At 61.0% G+C, this 22,118-nt stretch carries 17 protein-coding genes; 6 read left to right on the forward strand and 11 right to left on the reverse strand.

Annotated features, from left to right (window positions below):
* Positions 1 to 164 precede the first annotated feature (164 nt).
* Both HG800_RS06540 and HG800_RS06545 read left to right on the forward strand, forming a co-directional pair.
* On the forward strand, positions 165 to 2,786 hold the full coding sequence (locus tag HG800_RS06540) for an amino acid adenylation domain-containing protein (RefSeq protein ID WP_169975019.1): 2,622 nt from the start codon (positions 165 to 167) through the stop codon (positions 2,784 to 2,786).
* A gap of 16 nt (positions 2,787 to 2,802) precedes the next feature.
* A complete protein-coding gene (locus tag HG800_RS06545) occupies positions 2,803 to 3,525 on the forward strand; it encodes a class I SAM-dependent methyltransferase (RefSeq protein WP_169975021.1) in 723 nt (240 codons plus the stop codon).
* Between the two features lie 9 nt (positions 3,526 to 3,534).
* Here the strand turns inward: HG800_RS06545 and HG800_RS06550 are convergent, their stop codons facing one another.
* From HG800_RS06550 to HG800_RS06565, 4 genes are all read right to left on the reverse strand, one after another.
* Positions 3,535 to 4,536 (reverse strand): quinone oxidoreductase family protein, encoded by a 1,002-nt coding sequence (locus tag HG800_RS06550; RefSeq protein ID WP_169975023.1) that lies wholly within the window; start codon positions 4,534 to 4,536, stop codon positions 3,535 to 3,537.
* A gap of 126 nt (positions 4,537 to 4,662) precedes the next feature.
* On the reverse strand, positions 4,663 to 4,983 hold the full coding sequence (locus HG800_RS06555) for a Rieske (2Fe-2S) protein (RefSeq protein WP_169975025.1): 321 nt from the start codon (positions 4,981 to 4,983) through the stop codon (positions 4,663 to 4,665).
* A gap of 417 nt (positions 4,984 to 5,400) precedes the next feature.
* A complete protein-coding gene (locus HG800_RS06560) occupies positions 5,401 to 6,180 on the reverse strand; it encodes a CAP domain-containing protein (RefSeq protein WP_169975027.1) in 780 nt (259 codons plus the stop codon).
* Positions 6,181 to 6,574: 394 nt separating this feature from the next.
* On the reverse strand, positions 6,575 to 7,963 hold the full coding sequence (locus HG800_RS06565) for a Gfo/Idh/MocA family protein (RefSeq protein WP_169975029.1): 1,389 nt from the start codon (positions 7,961 to 7,963) through the stop codon (positions 6,575 to 6,577).
* Between the two features lie 211 nt (positions 7,964 to 8,174).
* Between HG800_RS06565 and HG800_RS06570 the strand changes: the two genes are divergently transcribed.
* Positions 8,175 to 8,906 (forward strand): class I SAM-dependent methyltransferase, encoded by a 732-nt coding sequence (locus HG800_RS06570; protein ID WP_169975031.1) that lies wholly within the window; start codon positions 8,175 to 8,177, stop codon positions 8,904 to 8,906.
* Entirely contained in the window at positions 8,906 to 10,342 is a 1,437-nt protein-coding gene (locus HG800_RS06575; protein WP_169975034.1) for an APC family permease, read from the forward strand. The genes HG800_RS06570 and HG800_RS06575 overlap by 1 nt, the downstream gene beginning before the upstream one ends.
* A 32-nt stretch (positions 10,343 to 10,374) precedes the next feature.
* Here HG800_RS06575 and HG800_RS06580 read toward each other — a convergent pair whose 3' ends face one another.
* On the reverse strand, positions 10,375 to 11,346 hold the full coding sequence (locus tag HG800_RS06580; RefSeq protein WP_169975036.1) for a 2-hydroxyacid dehydrogenase: 972 nt from the start codon (positions 11,344 to 11,346) through the stop codon (positions 10,375 to 10,377).
* A gap of 92 nt (positions 11,347 to 11,438) precedes the next feature.
* Between HG800_RS06580 and HG800_RS06585 the strand changes: the two genes are divergently transcribed.
* Positions 11,439 to 12,248, forward strand: a complete 810-nt coding sequence (locus HG800_RS06585; RefSeq protein ID WP_169975038.1) for an SDR family NAD(P)-dependent oxidoreductase — start codon at positions 11,439 to 11,441, stop codon at positions 12,246 to 12,248.
* A gap of 30 nt (positions 12,249 to 12,278) precedes the next feature.
* Here HG800_RS06585 and HG800_RS06590 read toward each other — a convergent pair whose 3' ends face one another.
* The 3 genes from HG800_RS06590 to HG800_RS06600 form a co-directional block, all read right to left on the reverse strand.
* Positions 12,279 to 13,484 carry a NosD domain-containing protein gene (locus HG800_RS06590; RefSeq protein WP_169975040.1) on the reverse strand — a complete coding sequence of 402 codons (1,206 nt, stop codon included), beginning with the start codon at positions 13,482 to 13,484 and terminating at the stop codon, positions 12,279 to 12,281.
* A 23-nt stretch (positions 13,485 to 13,507) separates the two neighbouring features.
* A complete protein-coding gene (locus HG800_RS06595) occupies positions 13,508 to 14,938 on the reverse strand; it encodes a DUF1501 domain-containing protein (RefSeq protein WP_169975042.1) in 1,431 nt (476 codons plus the stop codon).
* Between the two features lie 70 nt (positions 14,939 to 15,008).
* Positions 15,009 to 17,126, reverse strand: a complete 2,118-nt coding sequence (locus HG800_RS06600) for a PSD1 and planctomycete cytochrome C domain-containing protein (protein ID WP_206352150.1) — start codon at positions 17,124 to 17,126, stop codon at positions 15,009 to 15,011.
* Positions 17,127 to 17,378: 252 nt separating this feature from the next.
* Here HG800_RS06600 and HG800_RS06605 point away from each other — a divergent pair, with 252 nt between their 5' ends.
* A complete protein-coding gene (locus tag HG800_RS06605; protein WP_169975044.1) occupies positions 17,379 to 20,126 on the forward strand; it encodes a bifunctional acetate--CoA ligase family protein/GNAT family N-acetyltransferase in 2,748 nt (915 codons plus the stop codon).
* A 14-nt stretch (positions 20,127 to 20,140) separates the two neighbouring features.
* Here HG800_RS06605 and HG800_RS06610 read toward each other — a convergent pair whose 3' ends face one another.
* The 3 genes from HG800_RS06610 to HG800_RS06620 form a co-directional block, all read right to left on the reverse strand.
* A complete protein-coding gene (locus HG800_RS06610) occupies positions 20,141 to 20,524 on the reverse strand; it encodes a VOC family protein (RefSeq protein WP_169975045.1) in 384 nt (127 codons plus the stop codon).
* Positions 20,525 to 20,545: 21 nt separating this feature from the next.
* The gene (locus HG800_RS06615; RefSeq protein ID WP_169975047.1) at positions 20,546 to 21,052 is read right to left on the reverse strand and encodes an EVE domain-containing protein; all 507 of its coding nucleotides are present in this window, start codon (positions 21,050 to 21,052) and stop codon (positions 20,546 to 20,548) included.
* A 115-nt stretch (positions 21,053 to 21,167) separates the two neighbouring features.
* Positions 21,168 to 22,103 (reverse strand): hypothetical protein, encoded by a 936-nt coding sequence (locus tag HG800_RS06620; RefSeq protein ID WP_169975049.1) that lies wholly within the window; start codon positions 22,101 to 22,103, stop codon positions 21,168 to 21,170.
* Positions 22,104 to 22,118: the final 15 nt, after the last annotated feature.

Here is a 22,118-nt window from a genome sequence, read left to right on the forward strand (position 1 = left end):
CTCGGGGTCTCTTGACTGAGCTCCGAGGCTCGTCGACCGGCTCAAGAAGGCCTACAACGCTCAGAGGGATTGGGGGCAGCTCAATCGTTGCCCCGTTTGGTTTCCGTTGAACGCCTCCGGAGAATTGCTCCGAAGCGCGTGGGAGCTTTGCCGAGACCGCCACTGTGATCGCTCGTCAGAACGCTCTTGAAGGGGCCGATGCGGGCCGGTCGTGCCTCGCGACCGGTCATGCGATGGGATGGACTCCATCCCTGTTTCGCCGTCGGGTGGCCCTGAGCGGCTCCCAGATCGCGATCGAAGAGGGCTCGCGTTCACTAACCTATGCGGAGCTGGACGATCGAACCGATCAACTCGCCATTGCCCTGTCTCGTCTCGGGGTAGGCCGCGATGTGTTGGTGGGTCTGGCGTTGCCAAGATCGGTTGAGGCCATCATCGCGATGCTCGCGGTTATGAAAGCGGGAGGTGCATTCCTCCCGATTGATCCCGATTACCCGACCGCTCGGCAAGCGTTCTTCCTGAAAGATGCCGACGTTCCCCTCGTCGTGTCGTCCGCCGACATTGCACCCAACCTGCCCATTTCCGGGGCCAGCGTGGTAACTATTGATGAGTTGGAACGGGTTCGCGAATCGATCGTCCCGGAATTGCCTGTGGGACGTTCCCATGATCTTGCCTATGCGATTTACACTTCTGGATCAACCGGTCGCCCGAAGGCCGCGCTACTGACCCATCAGGGAATCGGTCCCCTGTATGAAGCCCAGGCACCTGCCTTTGGCATCGGCGAAGGAACGCGTGTGCTGCAATTTGCGGCGCTCGGGTTTGATGCAATGATCAGCGAGGTCTTCGTCACCCTGCTTGCAGGGGGAACGGTCTGCCTGGCCGAGGCCGAGAATCTCCTTCCGGGAGAGGCTCTGGCCCGGACACTCAGGGAGCGTCGAATTGCCGTGGTAACCTTGCCACCCACGGTCCTCGGCCTCTTGCCTCGGGAAATCTACCCTGATCTGCATACATTGATCGTCGCGGGTGAGGCCTGCTCTTCGGCCCTGGCATCGGAATGGTCGGTGGGACGTCGCTTGATCAATGCCTATGGCCCAACCGAAGCGACCGTGTGTGCAACGCTTTATCGCTGTCCGGAAGGTCCTCAACCGGCTCCTCCGATCGGGAAACCGCTAGCTCATGTCGAGACTCTGATCCTCGATGATCTCGGCCAACCGGTTGCCGATGGGGTTGAAGGAGAGTTGTACCTGGGTGGACCTGCTCTGGCCAAGGGCTATCTTCGACGTCCCGAACTGACGGCCGAACGGTTTCTCGTTCGTTCCGATGCGGATGGAATTACGCGACGCTGGTACCGCACGGGTGATCGAGTTCGAAGGCAACCGGAAGGTCACTTTGAATTTCTTGGACGAATTGATGATCAGGTGAAGATTCGTGGTATTCGAATCGAGCCGTCCGAGGTTCGGGACGTTCTCGAACGCCACCCATCCGTGCGGGCTGCGGCGGTTTTGACCGAAGGGCAGGGGGCCGATCGCCGGCTCGCAGCCTTCGTCGTACCCGAGGATGAGGACCTGTTTTCGTTGGATGATGTTCGTGATTATTTACGAGCCAATGTTCCTATCCATCTGATCCCCGGTCGGCTGGATCTGGTTGATGATTTTCCAAAGACGGCTCATGGAAAGCTCGACCATCGTGCCTTGCTCAACGTGGGCATGAATGGCCCGAGGGTGTCGATTCCGAGACGCGTACGCAACCGACCCTCAGTGCCTCGGGATGCGATGGAATTCCTCGTGGCGAAGGTCTGGAACGACGTATTCGGTCGTGAAGTCAATATCAACGCCGACTTTTTCGAGATGGGTGGTGATTCGCTCGCAGCGATGGATCTGCTGAGTCGGCTTCATCGACAGACCGGCGTGGCCCTCTCGATCGGAGCCATGATGCGGCGGCCGACCATCGCAGGACTGGCAGCAGCCCTGTCTCGAGGTCGAGCATCGGACGAATGGTCCCCGCTGGTCCCGATCCAATCCGGTGGAAGCCGCCCACCCGTGTATTGTATTCATCCGGGTGGCGGGAACGTCCTCTGTTATGTTGAACTGGCTCGAGCACTCGGGCAAGACCAGCCGCTTTACGGACTCCAGGCTCCGGGGGTCGACGACGATCGACCGCCGTTGACCTCGGTCGAGGCGATGGCGGATGCCTACCTTCAGGCAATCAAACACGTCCGGCCCGAGGGATCGCTCCGGCTTTGCGGCTGGTCGTTCGGAGGAGTGGTCGCGTTCGAAATGGCGAGACGACTGGCGGAGGAGGGAAATCCACCCGACCGTCTACTCTTGATCGATGCCGGTTTCCTGCACTCGTTTGCCATTCTCAGGGCCTTGATTCCGAGCGACACGCCGTTGTTTCAGTTCCTCGGAGCCAAGCGAGCCGGAATTTTCCCGGAGTTTCGACAGCATGCCGAAACATCGATGATTGTTCCTCCAGGGGCTTCAGAGCGCCAGATTCGACGGATTTTCGAGGTGTTCATGGCCAACGTCGAGGCGCTCTACTCCTATCGGCCCGAACCATATCGGGGAGGGCGGATTTCCCTGCTGATGGCGGAGGAACTCATTACGGATCGGCGGCGTGATCCACTCGACGAGTGGAGACGACTGACTGAGGATCTGGACATCGTCTCTGTTCCCGGCAACCATCTGACGATGATGCGGCAGCCTCATGTCCAAGCTTTGGCTCAAGCATTGGCTGATCGAATCGGCTTCCCATCACTCAAAATGTCTTTCGATCCTCGCAATCTTTGATCAGGACCAACCCTGAATGTGCCCCTCGGCTCCCGATGTCCCCTCAGGTGGGTTTGATCGCACTGCCTGGTTTTATGAGCCGCTGGCGCGGTTGTATTCGCTTGGTCAGATCGAGGCGGCCAAGGCATCGCAATTGTCGTTTCTGAACAGCGGTGATCGGGTCCTTTATGTCGGAGTCGGGGCAGGGGAAGACGCTGTGCGCGCGGCGTCTCGGGGTGTTGAACTGACCTGTATCGACCTATCAGATCAAATGTTGCGCCGTACTCGATCGAAAATCGAGCGTGCCGGTCGGTCCGCTGAATTGATTCGCGGGGATGTGTTCGAACATGACAGAAAGGGATACTATGATGTTGTCGCTGCGAATTTTTTCCTGAATTGCTTTGAACGCGGACCGATGCGACGTATGCTTCGCCACCTTGCCAGTCTGGTCCGGCCAGGGGGAAGGCTCTTGATTGCCGATGTCGCGGTCCCCTCCGGACCGTTCATTCATCGTGCGATTCACCGGGTGTACAACGGGGTCGGTATCGCGCTGTACTGGGCGATGGGATTGGTGCCACTTCATCCGATCTATGACTACCGTCGATACTTCGATGAGGCAGGGTTGCGTTGCCGATCCGTACAGGACTTCCGTGTCCTTTCGTTCGGACCGGTCAGTTTTCAGGCAATCGAGGCGGAACGGATCGAGCAAGCCACCCAGCCGCAGTGCTCCTATTTCGAGAAACAGTCATCGACTGACTAAGTCAAATGTTCAATTGTCGTTGACAGTAATCACAACCTTCCCCACAAGGGTGCCCGCACCCCCGACGGTGTTGTCTTCAAGGAATTGCTGGGCCTCGGCGGCCTGGTCGAGGGGAAACGTGCGTCCGACGATGGGCCGCAAGCGGTCCTGCGTGATCCAACGGATCATGTCCTCGGCACAGGTCAGCTGATCGTCGGGTTCATAATTGAACATAGCGAAACCAAGAATTGAACAATTGCGCGGATAAAAGGAGCCCAGGGGGAAACATGGCGTGGCGTCTCGACCGGCCATTAGGATGGCTCGCCCTCGCTTGCGCAGCAAGGGGACGATCGTCATCAGGTCCGGTTCTCGCTGGGTTTCGTACCAAACGTCAATGCCTTCCTCAGACCACTCGCGAAGGCGGGCGGGGACATCGTCCGTCTTGTAGTTGAGGACGAGGTCCGCGCCGAGTGATTGGCAGAGTTCGAGCGTGGGCTCATGGCCGGCCGTCGTTGCGACGCGAGCACCGGTTGCCTTGGCCATCTGGATGACCATGGAACCAACTCCTCCGCCACCTCCCGAAACATAAACGGTTTCGTGAGGTTTCAGGTGTCCTCGTTCGAACAGGCCGAGGTGAGCGGTGATTCCGACCAGCGCGATCGAGGCCGCCTCGATGTCAGAGAGTCTAGGAGGTGTCGAATAGAGCCATCGTTCGTTCGTGCAGATGTACTCTGCAGCGGACCCTTGACGGCCGAGAATCCCCTGGTTCGAACCCCAGACACGATCCCCCGGACGAAAGCGAGTGACCTCAGGGCCGACCGCCTCGACGGTGCCGGCGACATCGGTACCGACCACATAAGGAAAGCTCATTGGCATGGCAACACGACCCGATCGGAGATACAGATCAATCGGGTTGATGGCCGCGGCGCCGACTCGGACAAGCACTTCGCCAGGTCCCGGCTTGGGGGTGGGAACCTCTCCGACTCGGATCGATGAGGCGTCGCCGTGCGACTCGATGTAGGCGGCTCGCATGGGAGCGGCTCCGTGGCTTGGATGGGCATGGCTCCACCATTCGGGTGATCGTGGCGTCCCTGGAACCCGCTGTCTCGGCAGGGCCAGAACATCACCACCGACGGGGCCATTGCTCAAATCAGAGGTTCAGTCGATATTGACCTGAATTTCATCTCCGACGACCCGAACCGGGAAGGTCGGGACTCGGGATCGAGAGCCTTCGAGGTGCCGGCCATCTTGAAGGTCGAATCGCCAGCCGTGCCAGGTGCAAGTCACCGATTTTTCGTAGACGATCCCGTCACTCAACGGGGCTCCCTGGTGAGGACAATAATCTTCAATCGCGAAATACTGACCACCGTCAAGGAACACGGCAACCATGACTCCATCCACGTCGAAAGCTCGCCCTTGGCCTTCGGGGATTTCTCCAACTTTCGCGACCGTATGAAACTGCTCAGCGTCGGTCGACACCAGATGCCTCCAGGTCCGGACAGGTTACACGATGGATTCCGTCCAATGGTGATTTGCGACGGAGCCGCCCCGCTCGAGCGACCATTTCACCATCATAGCGGTCGGGTCGGCCGCCGGGAAACCCTTGGCCCCTCTGGGCGATTCGGAGAAGCGTAAGTCAGGCAGGCGCGCCTGATGTGCCTGGATGGATGTTGAATGTGGGCCGACACCACCAGGTCGAGGGCACGCCTCGGTGAGAAGAAGCATGCGGAGGGAGAGAAATCACGCGCGGTGGAGCGAACTGCATTCTCGAGAGGGATGCTTGAGATCCGCCAACAACCGGGACGCGTCCCTGTGTCCCGGTCGGCCACGACGCGAGAGCCAGAAGACTCTCGATCGCGGTTGTCTCAAGGCTTGACCTTCACGACGCCGTGAGGCTCAGTAGGCGTTGAAGGTCCAGTAGGCCCCCATGCCCGCAATGCCGATGACCCGGATTGACGGATCGAGTAGGGCGGCGGCGTGAGCAGGAGAGGCGAGCCACTGGGCGCCGATGCTGGCGGCCGATCCCATGGCACTGTTTTGTCGACGCGCGGGACCCATGACATGGTGCCCCAGGCCGCGACTGTTCTGCTGAGCGTTGTTCATGTTGGCCCAGGCCGACAAGTTTTCGTCGTATGCCACAGGGGCAAGACCGTACTGGCTTCGGATGCCGTTCAGCCAGGCGGTGAAGCCGTGTGGATCACCCTGCGAAGCGGCTGGAGCGGCGGCCGGCTGGGGGGCGGCAGCAGCGGTCGGCTGAGCGGGCTGCTGACCGGTCCAGTAAGTCACGGCGGCGTTGACCGTGTTCTGCACGGTCTGATAGCCCGCTACCGGAGCCGGGGTGGGGTAGTAGTAATAGTATTGCGGGGCGTAGGTGGTCTGGGGAGGTTGGACCTGATATGTCTGGGTGGGTTGCATCTGGACCGGTTGCTGGGCGAGTTTGACCCCATCGTCAAGGACACGTCGCAGGGCGGAGTCGTCCTGCTCCAACTCGCTCAGGATGGCATCGTCGGAAAGGAGGGTCGGATCGTCAGGAAACACCCCTCGAACCAAGGTGGTCAGCAGGCTCCAGACCGGGTCGGCCGAGGCCTCGGAAGATCGAGGAGCAACACCCGTGATGGCCAGAGCCAGACCAATCACGGCGAACGTTCGGACAGGGACGCGGTTGATAACAATCATCGTGTGGTAGTTCTCTCGGGTCTCCGTACTTCGCCGTGGCGGCGGGACAATCCCTGGTACTCACGTTGGACATTGAGGCGGGTTGGTTGTTCGGTCGAAACCCGCCACTTCGCCACGACGATCCGAAAAGGATGACGATCCGCTCCCCCTTGTTGCAAGAGGAATTACCCCCATTCGAGAGAATTCGCTTATTTTAGTAACTTCAAATTGTCCGGCAGAACTGAGCGTGATTGGCACTAAGATCATTTTATGTTCAAAAGTTCGTCTATAAGTTCTCAGAACTAAGAAACTTTGAAGATGTTTTTTTGTTATTATTTGAAGCGTCCTCTTGCCGGTTTGAGGAGGCCGGCAAGAGGACGAACTGACGTAGGAGCTCAGCAGGAACGCTCACGCATCACGAACGAGTCACTTCCCATCCGCGCCGATATTCGGTCTGGATAAGCTGATTGGCTTCGGGGTAGTTCGTGACCTTCAAGCCCGGCCCGTCCCATTCCAGGCGCTTGCCGGTACGGATGGCAACATTGCCGAGGAGGAAGGCCTCGGTGAGCAGGCTGGCCTCGTCGAAGTTCGAGTAGGCGATCTCGGGCTTGCCGGCCTTGATGGCCTCGACCCACTCGTTCTTCATCCCCTGGTCGCCCCGGTTGTTGCTGGGCAGCCGTTCGGGGGTTTCGAGGTTCTTGCCTTCGGCGAGGGCCTCGGGGTGCAGCCGGTAGCGGGCGCCATAGTCGTTCGGCGAGTAGAGAATGCCCTTCTCACCCACGAGGATCGAGCCGCTGCCGGGCAGTTTTTCATCTCCCGAGAGGATCTTCGATTGCAGCTCCTTCGGGGGCAGAACGAGTTCGCCGTCCAGTCGGCCTTCATACCAGGTGAGGGTCACGGGGGGCATGTCGCCTCGGGCAGGGAACTCAATGGTCACGCGAGCCCAGCCGGGGAACGTCTCGTCATTCAGTTCGTCGTTCTCGGCCGATACAGCGACCGGGTGGCCCAGCTTCAGGGCTCGGAAGGCCATGTTGGCGGTGTGGCAGGCCATATCGCCAATGGCTCCGGTGCCGTAGTCCCACCAGCCTCGCCAGTTGAAGGGGTGGTAGACCTTCTCCACAAACGGACGCAGGGGAGCGCCGCCGATGAACTGGTCCCAGTGAATTCCCTCTGGCCAGACGTCGGCTCGATCGGGGCGGGCGGTGATGGTCGGGGCCTGGGGCCAGACCGGCCGGTTGGTCCAGACATGCACTTCCGTCACGGGGCCGATGATGCCGTCCTGGATCACCTCGACGGCGCGTCGAAGCCCGTCCTCGGCCGACCCCTGGTTGCCCATCTGGGTGCAGACGCCGTACTTGCGGGCCTCTTCCTTCAAGACGCGAGACTCGAAGACCGTCTGCGTCAGGGGTTTCTGGCAGTAGACGTGCTTGCCCATGCGGATGGCCATGACCGACGGCAGGGCGTGGGTGTGGTCAGGAGTGCTGACGGTGACGGCGTCAATCTCCTTTTCCATTGTTTCGAGCAGCGCTCGGAAGTCATAGAAGACCTTGGCCGAGGGCCACTTGGCGATCTTTGGGGCCAGGTGCCCCTCGTCGATGTCGCAGAGGGCGACGATCTCGCCGAGGTTGCCGGCCTGGTCGATGTCGCTGCTTCCTTTGCCTCCGACGCCGATGCCGGCGAAGCGAAGCGTCTCGTTCGGCTTGCGGCCCATGCGGGCAGCCGAGTAGGCCGGGGCCGAGTAGAAGTAGCCGAGGGTTGCAGCCCCGGCACCCAGGAAGCCGCGACGATTGATGTTCGTTCTCATTGGCGGTTGGCTCCATCTCAAAACGAGACATTCGGGGGACGGTCCCGATTCTAGAAAGAGTAGTGAGCCTTCGCCCTGGCAACAACAGCCCACTGCCAGGGCCTCGAACGCGTCAACCGCTGGACAGTCTGCACTGGCCTTGGCTAGAACGGAACTCCGCGACCAGATCAATCCTCTCTCTTGGCCCGAATGGGAACGCCCGATGCCTGCCATGATTCGCTCACTTGCGTTCACAATCCTGCTCGGTTCGGCTATTGCATGTCCCACCAAGGCTCAGGAAAAGCCTGGTGCTCCTCCGGAACTGAACGAGGCGTTCCGTGATCCCGATGTGGATCAGTTTGTCGAGCGGTTTGAGAGTGAATCGCGCGAGGTCGCCACGCTTCAGGATGAAGTCCTCAAAATCCTTGAGCTGAAGCCAGGGATGCGTGTTGCCGACGTGGGAGCGGGGACCGGGCTCTACACGATTCCGATGGCCCAGGCCGTGGGGGCAGAGGGAGCCGTCTTCGCCGTCGACATCGCGCCGAATTTCCTCAATTACATAGCCAGGCGTGCCCAGCAGCAACAGCTTATCAACGTCTGTACAGTGCTCGGAACCCAGGACTCGACCCAGTTGCCCCCAGAAACACTTGATCTGGTGTTCATATGCGACACATACCACCACTTCGAAGACCCGGCCGCGGTGCTTGGCTCGATCCACCGAAGTATGAAGCCGGGTGCTCGGCTGGTCGTCATTGATTTCGACCGTCGAGAGGGGGTCAGCTCCCCCTTCATCATGGAGCACGTCCGCGCGGACTCTCAGACCTTCATCCAGGAAATCGCTGCGACTGGATTTCGGCCGATCGACATGGAGGAAATCGACCTCCCGCCCTTCGAAGAGAATTTCATGGCCATCTTCGTTCGAGAGGGCCGGCAGACGGGCTCGACCTCGGAGACCAGTCGCTGATGGCCTCCCCTAACGAGCACCCACCGACCGAAGCCCCGAAGGAGATGCCCACCTCGTACGGCCTGACCACGGCGACCTTTGTGGTCGTCTCAAGCATGGTCGGCACGGGAGTGCTGACGACCTCGGGCTATACGACGTTTGCGGTGCAGAGCAACGCCTGGATGCTCGGGCTTTGGGTCGTGGGTGCGGTGATCGCCCTCTGCGGAGCGCTCTCTCTGGCCGAGCTGGCGGCGGCCATCCCTCGATCGGGAGGTGATTATGTCTTTCTGTACGAGGCGTATGGTCCGCTCGCTGCCTTTCTCTCAGGTTGGGTCTCCTTCTTGATCGGCTTCGGAGCGCCGATTGCCGCGACCTCGGTCGCGGCCGGGGAATACCTGCTCCGACCGCTCGGGCTCGACGAGCAAACGGCCCTGCTCGGCCGGAGACTGGTGGCGACCGGTTTAATTCTTCTCTTCGGGCATCTTCACGGTCGGACCCGCACCGGATCAGTCGGCGTGCATGGCGCTGCGACGATCGTCAAGATTGGTTTGCTCTCTACACTGGCCATCGCCGGGATTACCGCCGGATGGGGACGCTGGGAGAACCTGGCCGATGCCCCTTCGGTTGGGCAGATCGATCGCAGTCTCGTGCTCGCCGCGTTTGCGTCGTTGGTTTATGTGTATTATTCCTATACGGGATGGAACGCGGCGGCCTACCTGGCCGGAGAGATCGAATCGCCTCAACGGAGGCTCCCGCAGGCGATTTTCCTGGGAATTGCCGGTGTGGTGGTGCTTTACCTGGCGATGAATCTTTTTTATGCCCTCGCCGTGACGCCGGGCGACCTGGTGGAGATCGTCTCCGAGGCCGAGGCCGCGGGTGATCCCAGCCCGATGAGTCGGCTTGCCCCGATCGCAGAGATTGCCTCGACTCGGTTGTTCGGCCCTCGGATCGGAGCCGCCTTGTCGATCGTCATTGGCCTGACCTTGCTGGCCTCGCTCAGCGCATTCATTCTCACCGGACCTCGGGTGGCCTTTGCGATGGCCCGGGCTGGTCAATTCCCCAGGGTGGCCGCCCGCCTTTCCGGGAAGGCCCAGACCCCAGCCGTGGCGACCGCGATGCAGATTTCCTGGTCGCTGATCTTGCTCTGGACCGGTACCTTCGAGCAAATCATCGTTTACGCAGGGGTTGGCCTTGCCTTGTTCTCGATGCTGACGATCACCTCGGTCTATGCGCTCCGAATTCGCCAGCCGAACCTGCACCGACCGTTTCGGACCCCGGGCTATCCCGTTGTTCCGGCAATTTACCTGACGGCCACCTCGTCGTTGACAATCGCCGTCTGTATCGAGAAACCGCAAGAGGCGATCGCGGCGCTTGCGAGTATCGCCGTCGGTGTTCCGTTCTATTTTGGCTGGCGCTGGCTCTCACACCGACGCGGTACCGCCTCGGCGTCCTCCTGATCCGAGTGATAAGGTACACCTCGGAGCATCGCTTACGATCGCTCCGGGGGCAGCGTGCTCACCGGACTGGGGAGCGGATGGCCTGCCAGCCCTGCGATCAGGTTGGCCACCGAGCCCTCGGCCATTCGAAGGCGAGTCCGGTCGGTCGCGCTGCCGAGATGAGGGCTGATCACGACATTCTCCAGACTGAGCAAGGGATGATCTCGGGGGAGCGGTTCCGGGTCCGTCACATCGAGCCCGGCGGCCGCGATCGTCCCGGTCCGCAGCGCATCGAGCAGGTCCCCCGTCACCACCACCGGCCCCCGGGCAATGTTGACGAGCACAGCGCTCGGCTTCATCTGTTTCAAGCTTGATGCGTTGATCAAGCCGCGGGTTTGATCGGTCAGGGGTACGCAGAGGACGACGAAGTCACTCATTCCCAGCAGTTCCTCAAACCCGACGTATCGAAGGTCGAGCGCGCTTTCGATTTCAGGCCGAGGACGACGGTTGTGGTAAAGGACCGTCATGTCGAATCCAAGCGCCCGACGCGCAATCTTCTCGCCGATCCGTCCCATGCCGACGATTCCAAGCGTCGAGCCGTGAACTTCTCGACCAAGCATGTACCCCGGATCGTAGCGCGTAAATGCGGCGGATCGGGCATAGCGGTCCCCTTCCACCAGGCGACGAGCTGTGGCCAGCAGCAAGGCGAATCCCATGTCGGCCGTTGCGCCATCGAGAACACCAGGGGTGTTGCCCACCAGAATCCCCCGCGCCGTTGCAGCGGGCACGTCGATGTGATCGACTCCCACCCCGTAGTTGCTCACGACACGAACTCCCGGCAGGCGGTCGAGCATTGCGGCGTCGACGGTCGGATGTCCGTAGGTGTAAAGCCCGTCGAGGGGGCCCGTCGTTCCGTCGGTCGCGTCCCAGGGGAGTAACTCGACCCGATCGGCAAGCAGACTCATCACGGTCGAATCGAGCGGGCCGTCGGCCGCGACCCGAGGACGATTGCGGTTCGGTTCCATCGGCGTCAACGAGAATCACGGGTAGGGGTTGATCGGTTTGGTTCGACCCATCATCCTAGCCCCTCATCGAAGACGCAACCGGAGGGTTTCAGATGCGGATTGAACTGGGTGGCGAGGTCGCCTTGATCTTTGGTGCCGCCCGAGGCATCGGCCGGGCCATTGCTGAGGGCTTCAGTGAGGCGGGGGCCACGGTCGCCTACGTCGATCGCAGCCCGACGGTTGGCTTTGTCGCAGGTCAGTATCGCCGCCATTCCGGCCGGCCGACCGCCGCGTATGTGGCCGATGTCACCGACGCTGACCTGATGAACCAGGTCGCCGACGACGCCTTCCGCGATCTCGGCCGGGTTGATCATCTCGTCTATGCCGCGGCCATCGGTTCGGGAAAGTTCGGGATGCCCTTCTGGAACCTTGAGCCGAGCGATTGGGACCAGGTCCTCCGGGTGAACCTGCTCGGTGCTGTGAACGTGGCACACGCCTTCGCACCTCGAATGGCCGAGGCGGGCAGGGGAACAATTACCATGATTGCCTCAGTTGCCGGGCAGATCGGCTCCGCAACCGACCCGCCGTACAGCGCCTCGAAGGCCGCTCTGATCAACTTCGCGCAGTGTGCCGCGCGCGACCTGGCCGCGAGCAACGTCCGGGTCAACACCATCAACCCTGGTATGGTGAACACTCCGCTCAATCGCTCGGTGTATGAGGCGTGGACGGCCACCCAGCCCAGGGAAGCCCGCCTGAGCTGGGAGGAGTGGACCTCAGAGAAGATCCAACGACTGGTGCCCCTCAATCGCTGGCAGGAGCCGGAAGATCTCGCAGCGATGGCGGTCTTCCTGGCCTCCTCGCGAGCGAAGAACATCACCGGACAAACAATCAACGTGGACGGCGGCTACGTCATGCACTGGTAGTGCGGGGGGCAGAGCCGCTTCTCGATGCGATCAGGGGCTGACGAGCTCTCCGAGTTTCGAGTCGATCAACTGCTCATGATCGCTCTCGACGTCGACCAGCACGTTGCCGTCGAACGTCACCCGCTGAACCTCGCCTCGGACCTCGACGGCCCGGGGACGAACCCCGGAGAACACGTTGCCACTCAACGCAATGTCTCGGGTGCCGTCCAGCACGACGCCCCCAGCCTGACGATCCCCCTCCAGTCGACGTTCCTCTCCCAGTCCGATCGTACTATCGGCAAAGCTGTTACCGGTGACGGCAATGCGAGCACTCGCCGGCCCAATAATCAACGCATGCCGTTGCACAATCGGGAAGGAATTGGCCGAAACGGTGATGCCGTGCGCATCCCTCAGGTCAATTCCATCGGTAAATTCGTGAGCGATCACATTCGCGCTCAGGGCAATGCCGTAGCAGTCGCGATCGAGAATAATGCCTGTCCCCTGGCATTCCTCGATCATGTTTCCTGAAACGATCGAACCATAAGTGTTTTCAATGACCACACCGTTGCCTAAATGGTCATCCAGACAGTTGCCGGTCATGCACAGATTGAAGCCGTCGATGCAATGAAGCGCATCCTGGTTTTCCTCGAACTGATTGGCGGCAACGACAATGTCGTGACATCCAATCAAGTTCAGACCTGTCCCCTTGTTGTAGGTAATCAGTGAGTTGCAAATACGGGGATCTTCGTAACAGTTCTCCAGCATGATTCCATCGCCGCCGTGCTCGCTGACGGTCACACCCTCAATGAACAGTTCGTTGACCCCTCGGGCTGCGATGCCGTGACCGCTCTGCACATTGCCGGTGATGCGGAAGTTCGAGAGCTTGATGCGCCAGATCCGAGCGCGAGGATCCCCTTCGTAATCGGCGGGTTCAATCACAATCGCAGGTGATCCGTTCTCGGCAAGATTCTTGATGTGGGTCGCGGTGCCGGATCCTTGAATGCAAACGTCCTCGGAGTGAAGTTTCAAAGGTGCCTTGATTTCAAAGGTTCCCGCGGGGAGGATGACCATCCCACCTTCGGGGGGAAGGGCATCGAGTGCAGCCTGAAGGTTCGGAAAGTTGATGGCCTCGATCGTCGGCCTGGCTCCGGGGAGACGGCCTTGCCCTTGGTGGGCGATCCCCGAATCGGGGCCGAAGACCACCCACATGAGTGCGAGGAGGGCGGGCGTGAGGAGAAGCGCAAGTGAGCGTTGCATGGAGCACTCCGCAGCAGTCCAGTTCAGGCCAGGATCGGTTCGATGACGTGTCCGTGGACATCGGTCAGGCGACGGTCAATCCCGTCGTGGCGCACCGTGAGCTTGGTATGGTCGATGCCGAGTAAATGCAGAAGGGTTGCGTGCACGTCATAGCCGGTAGTCACATGCTCGACCGCCTTGTACGACCACTCGTCGCTTGCGCCAAAGGTCACGCCTCCCTTGATGCCTCCACCCGCCAACCACGAGGTGAAGGTGAATGGGTTATGGTCGCGTCCCTTGCCCCCCTGGCTGCAGGGCATTCGGCCGAATTCAGTCGTCCAGAGAATGATCGTATCGTCGAGAAGTCCTCGGATTTTCAAATCCTTGATCAATGCGGCGGCAGGGCGGTCCATGCTCCTGGCCATGTCGCCGTGATCTCGTTCGAGGTCCTCATGCGAATCCCAGTTCCGACGAGGGAAGCCGTTGTCCGCACCGCTCCAGAGCTGCACGAAGCGGACCCCGCGTTCCAGCAGTCGGCGCGTGATGAGACAGTTGCGCCCGAAGTCGGCGGTGATTTCCTCGTCGAGCCCGTAGAGGCGTCGTGTGGCCTCAGTTTCTTCCGAAAGGTCGAGCACTTCGGGAGCACTCAATTGCAACCGGGCTGCAAGTTCGTAGGAGGCAATCCTCGCATCGAGCCTCGAATCGCCGGGGCGATCGTCGGCATGACTTCGATTGAGACGGGTGAGCACGTCCCGACCGTCGTGCTCGGCATCGGGATTGAGGAACTCGTTCTCAGGAGGAAATAACGACCGAATCGGCCGGGGGGCAGAGGGGCGGATCATCGTCCCCTGATGTTCCGCAGGCAAAAACCCGGCCGCCCAGTTGGCCGGTCCGTTGGGTGCAAACCCTCGCGAGTCAGGAAGGACCACAAACGTCGGCAAGTTTTCATTCAGGCTTCCCAGTCCATACGAGACCCAGGCCCCGACACTCGGAAACCCGGGCATGACAAATCCGGTCGCCTGCAGAAAGGTTGCGGGACCATGAACGTTTGATGAGGACACCATTGCTGGGAGAAAGGCGATCTCATCAGCACATGATGCCAGATGTGGCACCAGATCACTGATCCAGGCTCCACACTCTCCATGCTGCCGCCAGGACCAGGGGCTTGCCATAACCGCGCCTGGGTCGCTCTGGAACAGTTCGACCTTGCCTCCCGGATCAAACGCCTGTCCATTCCGTTTGATCAACAGTGGTTTGTAGTCAAAGGTGTCGCACTGGCTGGCAGCCCCCGACATGAACAACTGCACCACCCGCTTTGCTCTCGCCGGGTGGTGCAGCCCGCCATTCAGGTCGGCCCTCTCCAGTGAGGCTGACGAACTGTCTGCGGCCAGCAGCCCTTCGCTTCCCAGCAGGTGGGCCAGCGCGATGCCTCCCAGACCTCCGCCGGCGTGCCAGAGAACCTCACGACGATTCATGACGGTGAAACTCCCGAAGTCAGGCGGCAGAACGCGTGGGAGGAATCTTCGGTCTCTCAAGAAAGGAAGATCAGTCGACAAACACAAATTCGTTTAAGTTAAACAGAATGCGGCAAGCAGCGGCCAGTCCATGCTCATGGGCATACGCCACCATCACCGATCGCTCGTCCGGGGTTGGTGATCGAGCCACAGTCAACCGGTACGCTGAGTCGATCTGTCCACCCAGGTCATCCGCTAGTGCCTGAACTCGGGAGGCAAGGTCCTCTGCTCGGGCGATCATGAACGGGTCATTCAGCAAAGCCAGCGCTTGCAAGGCCGTGATGGTTTCGTTGCGGACCGGGACATTGACGTTCGGGTCCGCGCCGTCAAGGCACTCGATGAACGGATTCGGCACGCTTCGCACCACGAACCGATAAATCGTCCGCCGACGACCATCGGGGGGATCGATCCAGTCGGGGTCGTCGTGGTCATAGATCGGCGAGTGATCATCCTTGAACCGGAACAGGTCGAAGCCCGGACCGCCCATTGTGTCGTCGAGCACTCCAGAGGCAAAAAGGGTTGCGTCTCGGATTTCCTCAGCCTCAAGCCTGCGACGTTCCTGACGCCAGACGAATCGATTCCCTGCGTCGATCCGCGCGTTTGTTTCGTGGAATGCTGATGCTTGCCGATAGGTGTTGCTGGTAAGGATCAACCGATCAAGTGCCTTGATGGATCCACCCGAGTCTCGGAATTTCACGGCAAGCCAGTCGAGGAGTTCCGGATGACTTGGCATCGAACCGTTCCGGCCGAAATCGTTCGGGGTGTCCACGATCCCTCGGCCGAAGTAATCGTGCCAGGCACGGTTCACGAGGGATCGCCAGGTCAGGGGATTGGCGGGATCGCTGATCCAGCGGGCGAGCGCCGCGCGTCGGGCTCCTTCGTCGGACGTCGCATCAAGGGTTGGGTCAAGCGTGCTCACGCACGAGAGCGCGCCAGGAGTGACCTCCTCTCCAGGCGATTCCACCTCTCCTCGGTTGAGAAGTCGAATCGGCCGGGGTTCGCGCGGCAAGGCGGCATAAACGAGTGAACCTGTGTCGTCGATCGGGCGATCTCCCCGTTCGACTCCGGCAAACACCGCCTGAAGGCGGTAGTAATCCACCTGAGGAATCGGGTCAAACTTGTGATCATGACAGCGGGCGCAGTGAACCGTCAGACTGACGAAGGTGGACATGGTGTTGGCCAGCATGTCGTCGCGGTCGATCAATCGCGTTTTTTCCTTGTCGACGGTTCCTTCACGCAGCTCGACGTGGCCCACGAAATCCCAGGGGCCGGCGGCGATGAACCCGGTGGCGATCAGGCTTTGCGCGTCTCCCGGAAAGAGCACATCCCCAGCGAGTTGTTGTTGAAGGAATCGAGAGAAAGGGGTGTCTTCATTGAAGGATTGAATCACATAATCACGATACGGCCAGGCATTCGGGCGGCGTTTGTCCTTGTCGTAACCGTGGGTGTCGGCGTAATGCACCAGATCGAGCCAGCGTCGAGCGCGACGTTCGCCATAACGAGGCGAAGCGATCAGGCGATCGACCACCCGTTCAAAGGCATCGGGAGACTCGTCGGCAAGGAAGTCATTGACGGCTTCGGGAGTCGGAGGTAATCCGGTCAGATCATAGGTCGCCCGACGGATCAAGGTCCGCCGATCGGCTTCCGGGGCGGGCGAGAGGCCCTCGACCTCGAGCCGGTCAAGGATGAACGCGTCGATCGGATTGCGCACGATCGAGGGCTTGGACACTTCGGGAACCTCGGGACGGAGCAGGGGGGTGAGCGACCACCATTCCCCCTCGAACCGTCGGTCCCGCAGTGTCACATTCTCGGGCCAGGGGGCTCCCGCGTTCAGCCACTGGCGAATCAGCGCGACCTGTTCGGCGTCGAGCGGGTCGCCCTCGGGGGGCATCTGCGGCTCCCCTCCGGAAACCAGGTCGAGGAGCAGACTGTATTCCGGTTCCTCAGGATCGATCGCCGATCCGCTGAATCCTCCGGTGTGCAGTCCGTCCAGGGTTTCAAGCGAGAGCGACCCTTTCGGTCGGTCCCCGCTGTGGCAGTGGAGGCATCGTGACTCAAGGATCGGAGCAACACGATCGACCAGCAGATCGATGTCGTCGATTGGCCCCATCATTATCAGACCGAAAAGCGTCAACGTGCCAATCAGCATGGTTCGCGGCGTCTCCGTGTTCGATACCGGCGTCGTCAACGATCCTAGGTTCGAACCTAACGCAGCGGTTTCCTCCCCGCAACCTTGGGAGGTCCAGAAACGGTTCCTCCGTCGCTCCATACCCGACTGGTTTCTCTGTGAGGTGCGATCGACTTTGTCGTAAGGTTCCACCGCAGGGATCGCCAGTTGCAGGTTCATCGACTAGGATAACCAACAGTGAGACCCTGAAGGGTGAATCCTCTGGAGGATCGTATGTCACCCGCCGACCCCGCCAGTCCCAGCCAGGCTCACAACGTGCTTCGGACCACCCGAAGTGACCTCGACCCGATCTTCTTCCCGAAGACCGTCGCCGTGATCGGTGCGACCGAGGCCGCTGGCAGTGTCGGTCGAACGATTCTCTGGAACTTGCTCAGCAGTCCCTTCGGGGGCACGGTGTATCCAGTCAACCCCAAGCGGCCGAACGTCCTGGGGGTGAAGGCCTACCCTCGCGTTTCCGAACTCCCCGAACCGGTCGATCTGGCCGTGATCGTCACTCCCGCGTCCACGGTGCCGGGCATCATTGGCGAGTGTGTTGAGGCCGGGGTCAAGGGAGCCATCATCATCTCGGCCGGATTCAAGGAGGTCGGCCCGCAGGGAGCCGAGCTGGAGCGTCAGGTTCTCGATCAGGCTCGCCGAGGCAAGATGCGGATCATCGGTCCGAATTGTCTCGGCGTGATGAACCCGATGACCGGCCTGAACGCGACCTTCGCCGGAGCGATGGCAAGACCGGGGAACGTCGGCTTCCTCAGTCAAAGTGGTGCCCTTTGCACGGCGGTCCTCGACTGGAGCTTTCAGGAGCAGGTGGGCTTTAGCGCCTTTCTCTCGATCGGCTCCATGGTGGATGTCGGCTGGGGAGACCTGATCGACTACCTCGGAGACGACCCGAGAACGCGATCCATCGTCATCTACATGGAGTCGATCGGCGACGCCCGCAAGTTCCTCTCGGCCGCCCGAGAGGTCGCCTTGACCAAGCCGATCATCGTTATCAAGGCCGGCCGAACCTCCGCAGCGGCCGCCGCGGCCGCCTCGCATACCGGAAGCCTGACCGGAAGCGACGAGGTCCTTGATGCCGCCTTTCGCCGCTCGGGAGTCCTGAGAGTCAATTCTATCGCCGAGATTTTCAACATTTCCGAAGTGCTCGCCAAGCAACCTCGTCCCCGAGGTCCTCGATTGGCAATCCTCACAAACGCTGGCGGTCCAGGAGTCCTTGCAACCGACGCCTTGATCCAGAACGGCGGCGAGCTGGCAACCCTCTCCGCCGAGACGATCGCTGAACTCAATGAGTTTCTCCCGGGCGCCTGGAGCCGAGGCAATCCGGTCGATATTCTCGGCGATGCCGGACCCGAACGGTACGCCAAGGCGGTCGAGGTTGTCTCCCGAGACTCGAACAGCGATGGGTTACTCGTGGTGCTCACTCCCCAGGCGATGACCGACCCGACCCGCACGGCCGATCACTTGAAGGTCGCCGCGAAAAAGGGGGCCAAGCCGATGCTCGCAAGCTGGATGGGTGGAACCCATGTTGCTGCGGGCGTTGATATTCTGAACCGGGCAGATATTCCGACCTTTACCTATCCCGACACCGCCGCCCGTGCCTTTGCCGCAATGTGGCGGCATAGCGATGCCTTACGTGGAATTTATCAGACACCGACCGAGACCGAGTTCGAAGGGGACGGCGCGATCGATCGTGACACCGCCGAGGAGATCGTTCGAGCCGCCCGGAGCGCGGGACGGACGATCCTGAACGAGGCGGAATCGAAGCGATTGCTCACCGCGTACGGCATCCCCACCGTGGAGACCATCGTTGCGTCCGACCCGCGTGCGGCAGTCTCGGCGGCGGATCAGATTGGCTACCCCGTGGTGCTCAAATTGCATTCGGACACGATCACGCACAAGACCGATGTGGGCGGCGTGGTGCTCAATCTTGCCAATGGAGACGCGGTTCGAGCCGCGTTTCAGTCCATTCGATCCTCTGTTCTGAAGACGGCCACCGAGGCCGATTTCCAGGGGGTGACCGTTCAGCCGATGGTTCGTCAGCTCGACGGCTACGAGCTCATCGTCGGCAGCAGTATCGATCCACAGTTCGGTCCCGTCTTGCTCTTTGGAACCGGTGGCTCACTGGTTGAGGTCTTCCGGGATCGCGCCCTGGCCCTTCCTCCTCTGAATACGACCCTGGCCCGTCGGATGATGGAGCAAACCCGCATTCTCACAGCCCTGAAAGGGGTGAGGGGACGGCCACCGGTCGATCTGGGAGCACTCGAACGCTTACTCGTGCGGTTCAGCCAACTCGTCGTCGAACAGCGGTGGATCAAGGAGATCGATATCAATCCCTTGCTCGTTTCGCATGAGCAAATGCGTGCACTCGACGCTCGCGTGATTGTGCATGATCCTGACGTCTCCGCCAAGGATCTTCCTCGAACCGCGATCCGCCCTTATCCCACGCAATATGTCGAACCCTTTACGTTGCGTGACGGAACCCAGACGACGATCCGACCCATTCGTCCCGAAGACGAACCCTTGATGATCGCCTTCCACCAATCCCTCTCGGAACGCAGCGTCTATTCACGCTATTTCCAGGCGATGAAACTCAGCACTCGGGTCGCCCACGAGCGATTGACTCGGATCTGTTTTATCGACTACGACCGCGAGATGGCCCTGGTCGTTTCGCGACGCCCCACCGAGCCGGGCCGGCACGAGATCCTCGCCGTCGGTCGTCTGAGCCGGCAGCATAGCTTCGACGAGGCCGAGTTTGCCTTGCTCGTGGCCGACGCGTATCAAGGGCAGGGCCTGGGAGGCGAATTGCTTCGTCGCCTGATCCAGATCGCCCGCAACGAAGGCATCCGCCGCGTGACAGCCGATATGCTCCGCGACAACCGGCCCATGCAGCGTGTCTGCGAGCGGCTTGGCTTCCGGCTCCGCTACGATCCGGACGATCAGATCGTCCACGCCGAGATCGAACTTTGATCGCTCAATCGCGGTCAACTCACCAGCGGGCGAGGGCGCTTGACGATCTGAAGTCGGTTACCTTCCGGGTCTCGGAAGAACGCGGTGGTCATGGAATCATTGGCAATGGCCGTGTCCTCCTCGAAGGTCAGGCCCCGGGCTTCCAGATCGGCGCGGGACGCCGCCACGTCGTCCACGATGAAGGCGATGTGGCACACGTGCCTCGTATCGACGGCGGGAATCTCGGCAAGTCGGCCGATCAACTCCACCGCCATACCGGCGTCATCGGCCAGGAAGTAGCCGGGAGGCGAGGCCTTGCTGTTGTCGAGAATTACGCGGAGTCCGAACGCCTCGACATAAAAGTCTTTCAAGGCGTGTGGGTCCGCTGCAAACAGGGCGACATGTTCAATGCGGGCCATGACGATGGGTGTTCCGTGGAGTTACGCCGGGCGTCGGCGAGTGCTTGAGCGAGGCGGCGAGACGCTGCCGCCGATCCATTCCGCGATGACCTTCCAGTGTGCGTCGCCAACCGGCTGAATCGAAAGCCGACTGCCTTTGCGAAGCAGCTCCATTCCCTCAAGTCTCGGTTCGGCGCGGAGTCGGGGAAGTTCGATCAACGGCTCGATCGCTCGGACTGCTCGGATCGAGACCTGAAACCAGATCGGGTTCTCCGGGTCGCTCTTGGGGTCGTAGTGATCGGCCTTCGGGTCGAAAGCGGTTGGGTCGGGGTGGGCTTCTCGCACCACCTCCGCAATCCCGGCGATTCCCGGAGGATTGGCGTTGGAGTGGTAGTACAGGACGAGATCTCCCTTTTTGACCTGATCGCGCAGGAAGTTCCGGGCCTGATAGTTGCGGACACCGTCCCATCCGGTTGTCTGGTCCGGCGAGGCCATCAGGTCAGAAAAGGAGAAGCAGTCCGGCTCAGACTTGAACAGCCAGTATCCCATGACGATCGATCCTCGATCTCTCGATCCCTCACGCGCCCCCTTCGTCTGAGCACCATCCGGGTAGACTACCACGCGAAGCGGTTGCGGGGGAGTCCCGGCTGGCGAACTGAGATGCTCACGACCTCTGGTTTGAGGGAGGTTGTTCCTCGGGTTCGTCCGGATTGCGCTGCAGCCACTCGTCCAGTTCTTCGGGGCTGATGTGGTCGCGAGGTGGTGCATGAAAGCGCCGGGCCGAGGCCGATCGTGCCCGCAGGGCTCGGGCCGTCGTGACACTTCGCACCACAAGATACACGACCAGAAGACCGATCAGTCCCAGCAACCAGGTCGGAGATGACTTGCCAGCGCCGATTGGCACCTCCGCGGGCCTGCGATCATCAGGCACATATTCGAGTCGGCCGATCAGCATCGGCGCTTTCCGAGCCTTGTCGGCGGCGTTGTAGGCCAGCAGTTTGAAGAAATAGCCGTGAAAGATGACGAATGCGTTCACGTCGTCACCACCGGGAAGACCCTTCGGAGCGTCTTCAAAGACAAGCACGTAGGGAAATCCTCGGCTGTCTCCAGTAAACGTCCAGGCTTCGTACAAGGCTCCTTCGGGGGCGATGCGATCGGGCAGGTCGTCAATGCGGAGGATCCGGCGGGCGGTCCCTTGCAAGCGGATCGGCAACCCTCGGTAGCGCTCGGGACGATCGAGCAGATCGGAGAACACTACGTCGGTCCGGGCTGTCTTGCGAAGCTCCTCTATCGGAGTTCTCCGCGCCCGGTCGAGCAGTTCGGCATAGGCCGCCGTCTCGCTGAACTGCAAAGGGGCCACGTCCCGGACCGCCTCGAACACCATCGAGTCATCCGGCGGGGGGAGGGGGGATTGTGCGCCGATTCCCCTGTCCGGCTCGGGTGGTAAGGGTACCTCGGGCTGAAGGAATTGGACCAGGAGAATCCCCGAGAGGATCGCCAGGGTGATCAGCGGAATCACCTGTCCCCAGGCAACGCCCCGTCGAGCCGAACCGTGGGGCGAAAGGGGACCGTCAGGCTCGAAGGGATCGGCTGGGCTCATCGGTTCCCTCGGCAG

This window comes from Tautonia rosea (genome assembly GCF_012958305.1).
In the GTDB taxonomy this organism is placed as follows: domain Bacteria; phylum Planctomycetota; class Planctomycetia; order Isosphaerales; family Isosphaeraceae; genus Tautonia; species Tautonia rosea.

Excerpts from the sequence above, each read along its gene's own strand:
- HG800_RS06545 (WP_169975021.1), top strand. The coding sequence starts at position 2,803 with ATGTGCCCCTCGGCTCCCGATGTCCCCTCAGGTGGGTTTGATCGCACT.
- HG800_RS06550 (WP_169975023.1), bottom strand. The coding sequence starts at position 4,536 with ATGCGAGCCGCCTACATCGAGTCGCACGGCGACGCCTCATCGATCCGA.
- HG800_RS06560 (WP_169975027.1), bottom strand. The coding sequence starts at position 6,180 with ATGATTGTTATCAACCGCGTCCCTGTCCGAACGTTCGCCGTGATTGGT.
- HG800_RS06565 (WP_169975029.1), bottom strand. The coding sequence starts at position 7,963 with ATGAGAACGAACATCAATCGTCGCGGCTTCCTGGGTGCCGGGGCTGCA.
- HG800_RS06570 (WP_169975031.1), top strand. The coding sequence starts at position 8,175 with ATGATTCGCTCACTTGCGTTCACAATCCTGCTCGGTTCGGCTATTGCA.
- HG800_RS06575 (WP_169975034.1), top strand. The coding sequence starts at position 8,906 with ATGGCCTCCCCTAACGAGCACCCACCGACCGAAGCCCCGAAGGAGATG.
- HG800_RS06580 (WP_169975036.1), bottom strand. The coding sequence starts at position 11,346 with ATGGAACCGAACCGCAATCGTCCTCGGGTCGCGGCCGACGGCCCGCTC.
- HG800_RS06585 (WP_169975038.1), top strand. The coding sequence starts at position 11,439 with ATGCGGATTGAACTGGGTGGCGAGGTCGCCTTGATCTTTGGTGCCGCC.
- HG800_RS06590 (WP_169975040.1), bottom strand. The coding sequence starts at position 13,484 with ATGCAACGCTCACTTGCGCTTCTCCTCACGCCCGCCCTCCTCGCACTC.
- HG800_RS06595 (WP_169975042.1), bottom strand. The coding sequence starts at position 14,938 with ATGAATCGTCGTGAGGTTCTCTGGCACGCCGGCGGAGGTCTGGGAGGC.
- HG800_RS06600 (WP_206352150.1), bottom strand. The coding sequence starts at position 17,126 with ATGCTGATTGGCACGTTGACGCTTTTCGGTCTGATAATGATGGGGCCA.
- HG800_RS06605 (WP_169975044.1), top strand. The coding sequence starts at position 17,379 with ATGTCACCCGCCGACCCCGCCAGTCCCAGCCAGGCTCACAACGTGCTT.
- HG800_RS06610 (WP_169975045.1), bottom strand. The coding sequence starts at position 20,524 with ATGGCCCGCATTGAACATGTCGCCCTGTTTGCAGCGGACCCACACGCC.
- HG800_RS06615 (WP_169975047.1), bottom strand. The coding sequence starts at position 21,052 with ATGGGATACTGGCTGTTCAAGTCTGAGCCGGACTGCTTCTCCTTTTCT.
- HG800_RS06620 (WP_169975049.1), bottom strand. The coding sequence starts at position 22,103 with ATGAGCCCAGCCGATCCCTTCGAGCCTGACGGTCCCCTTTCGCCCCAC.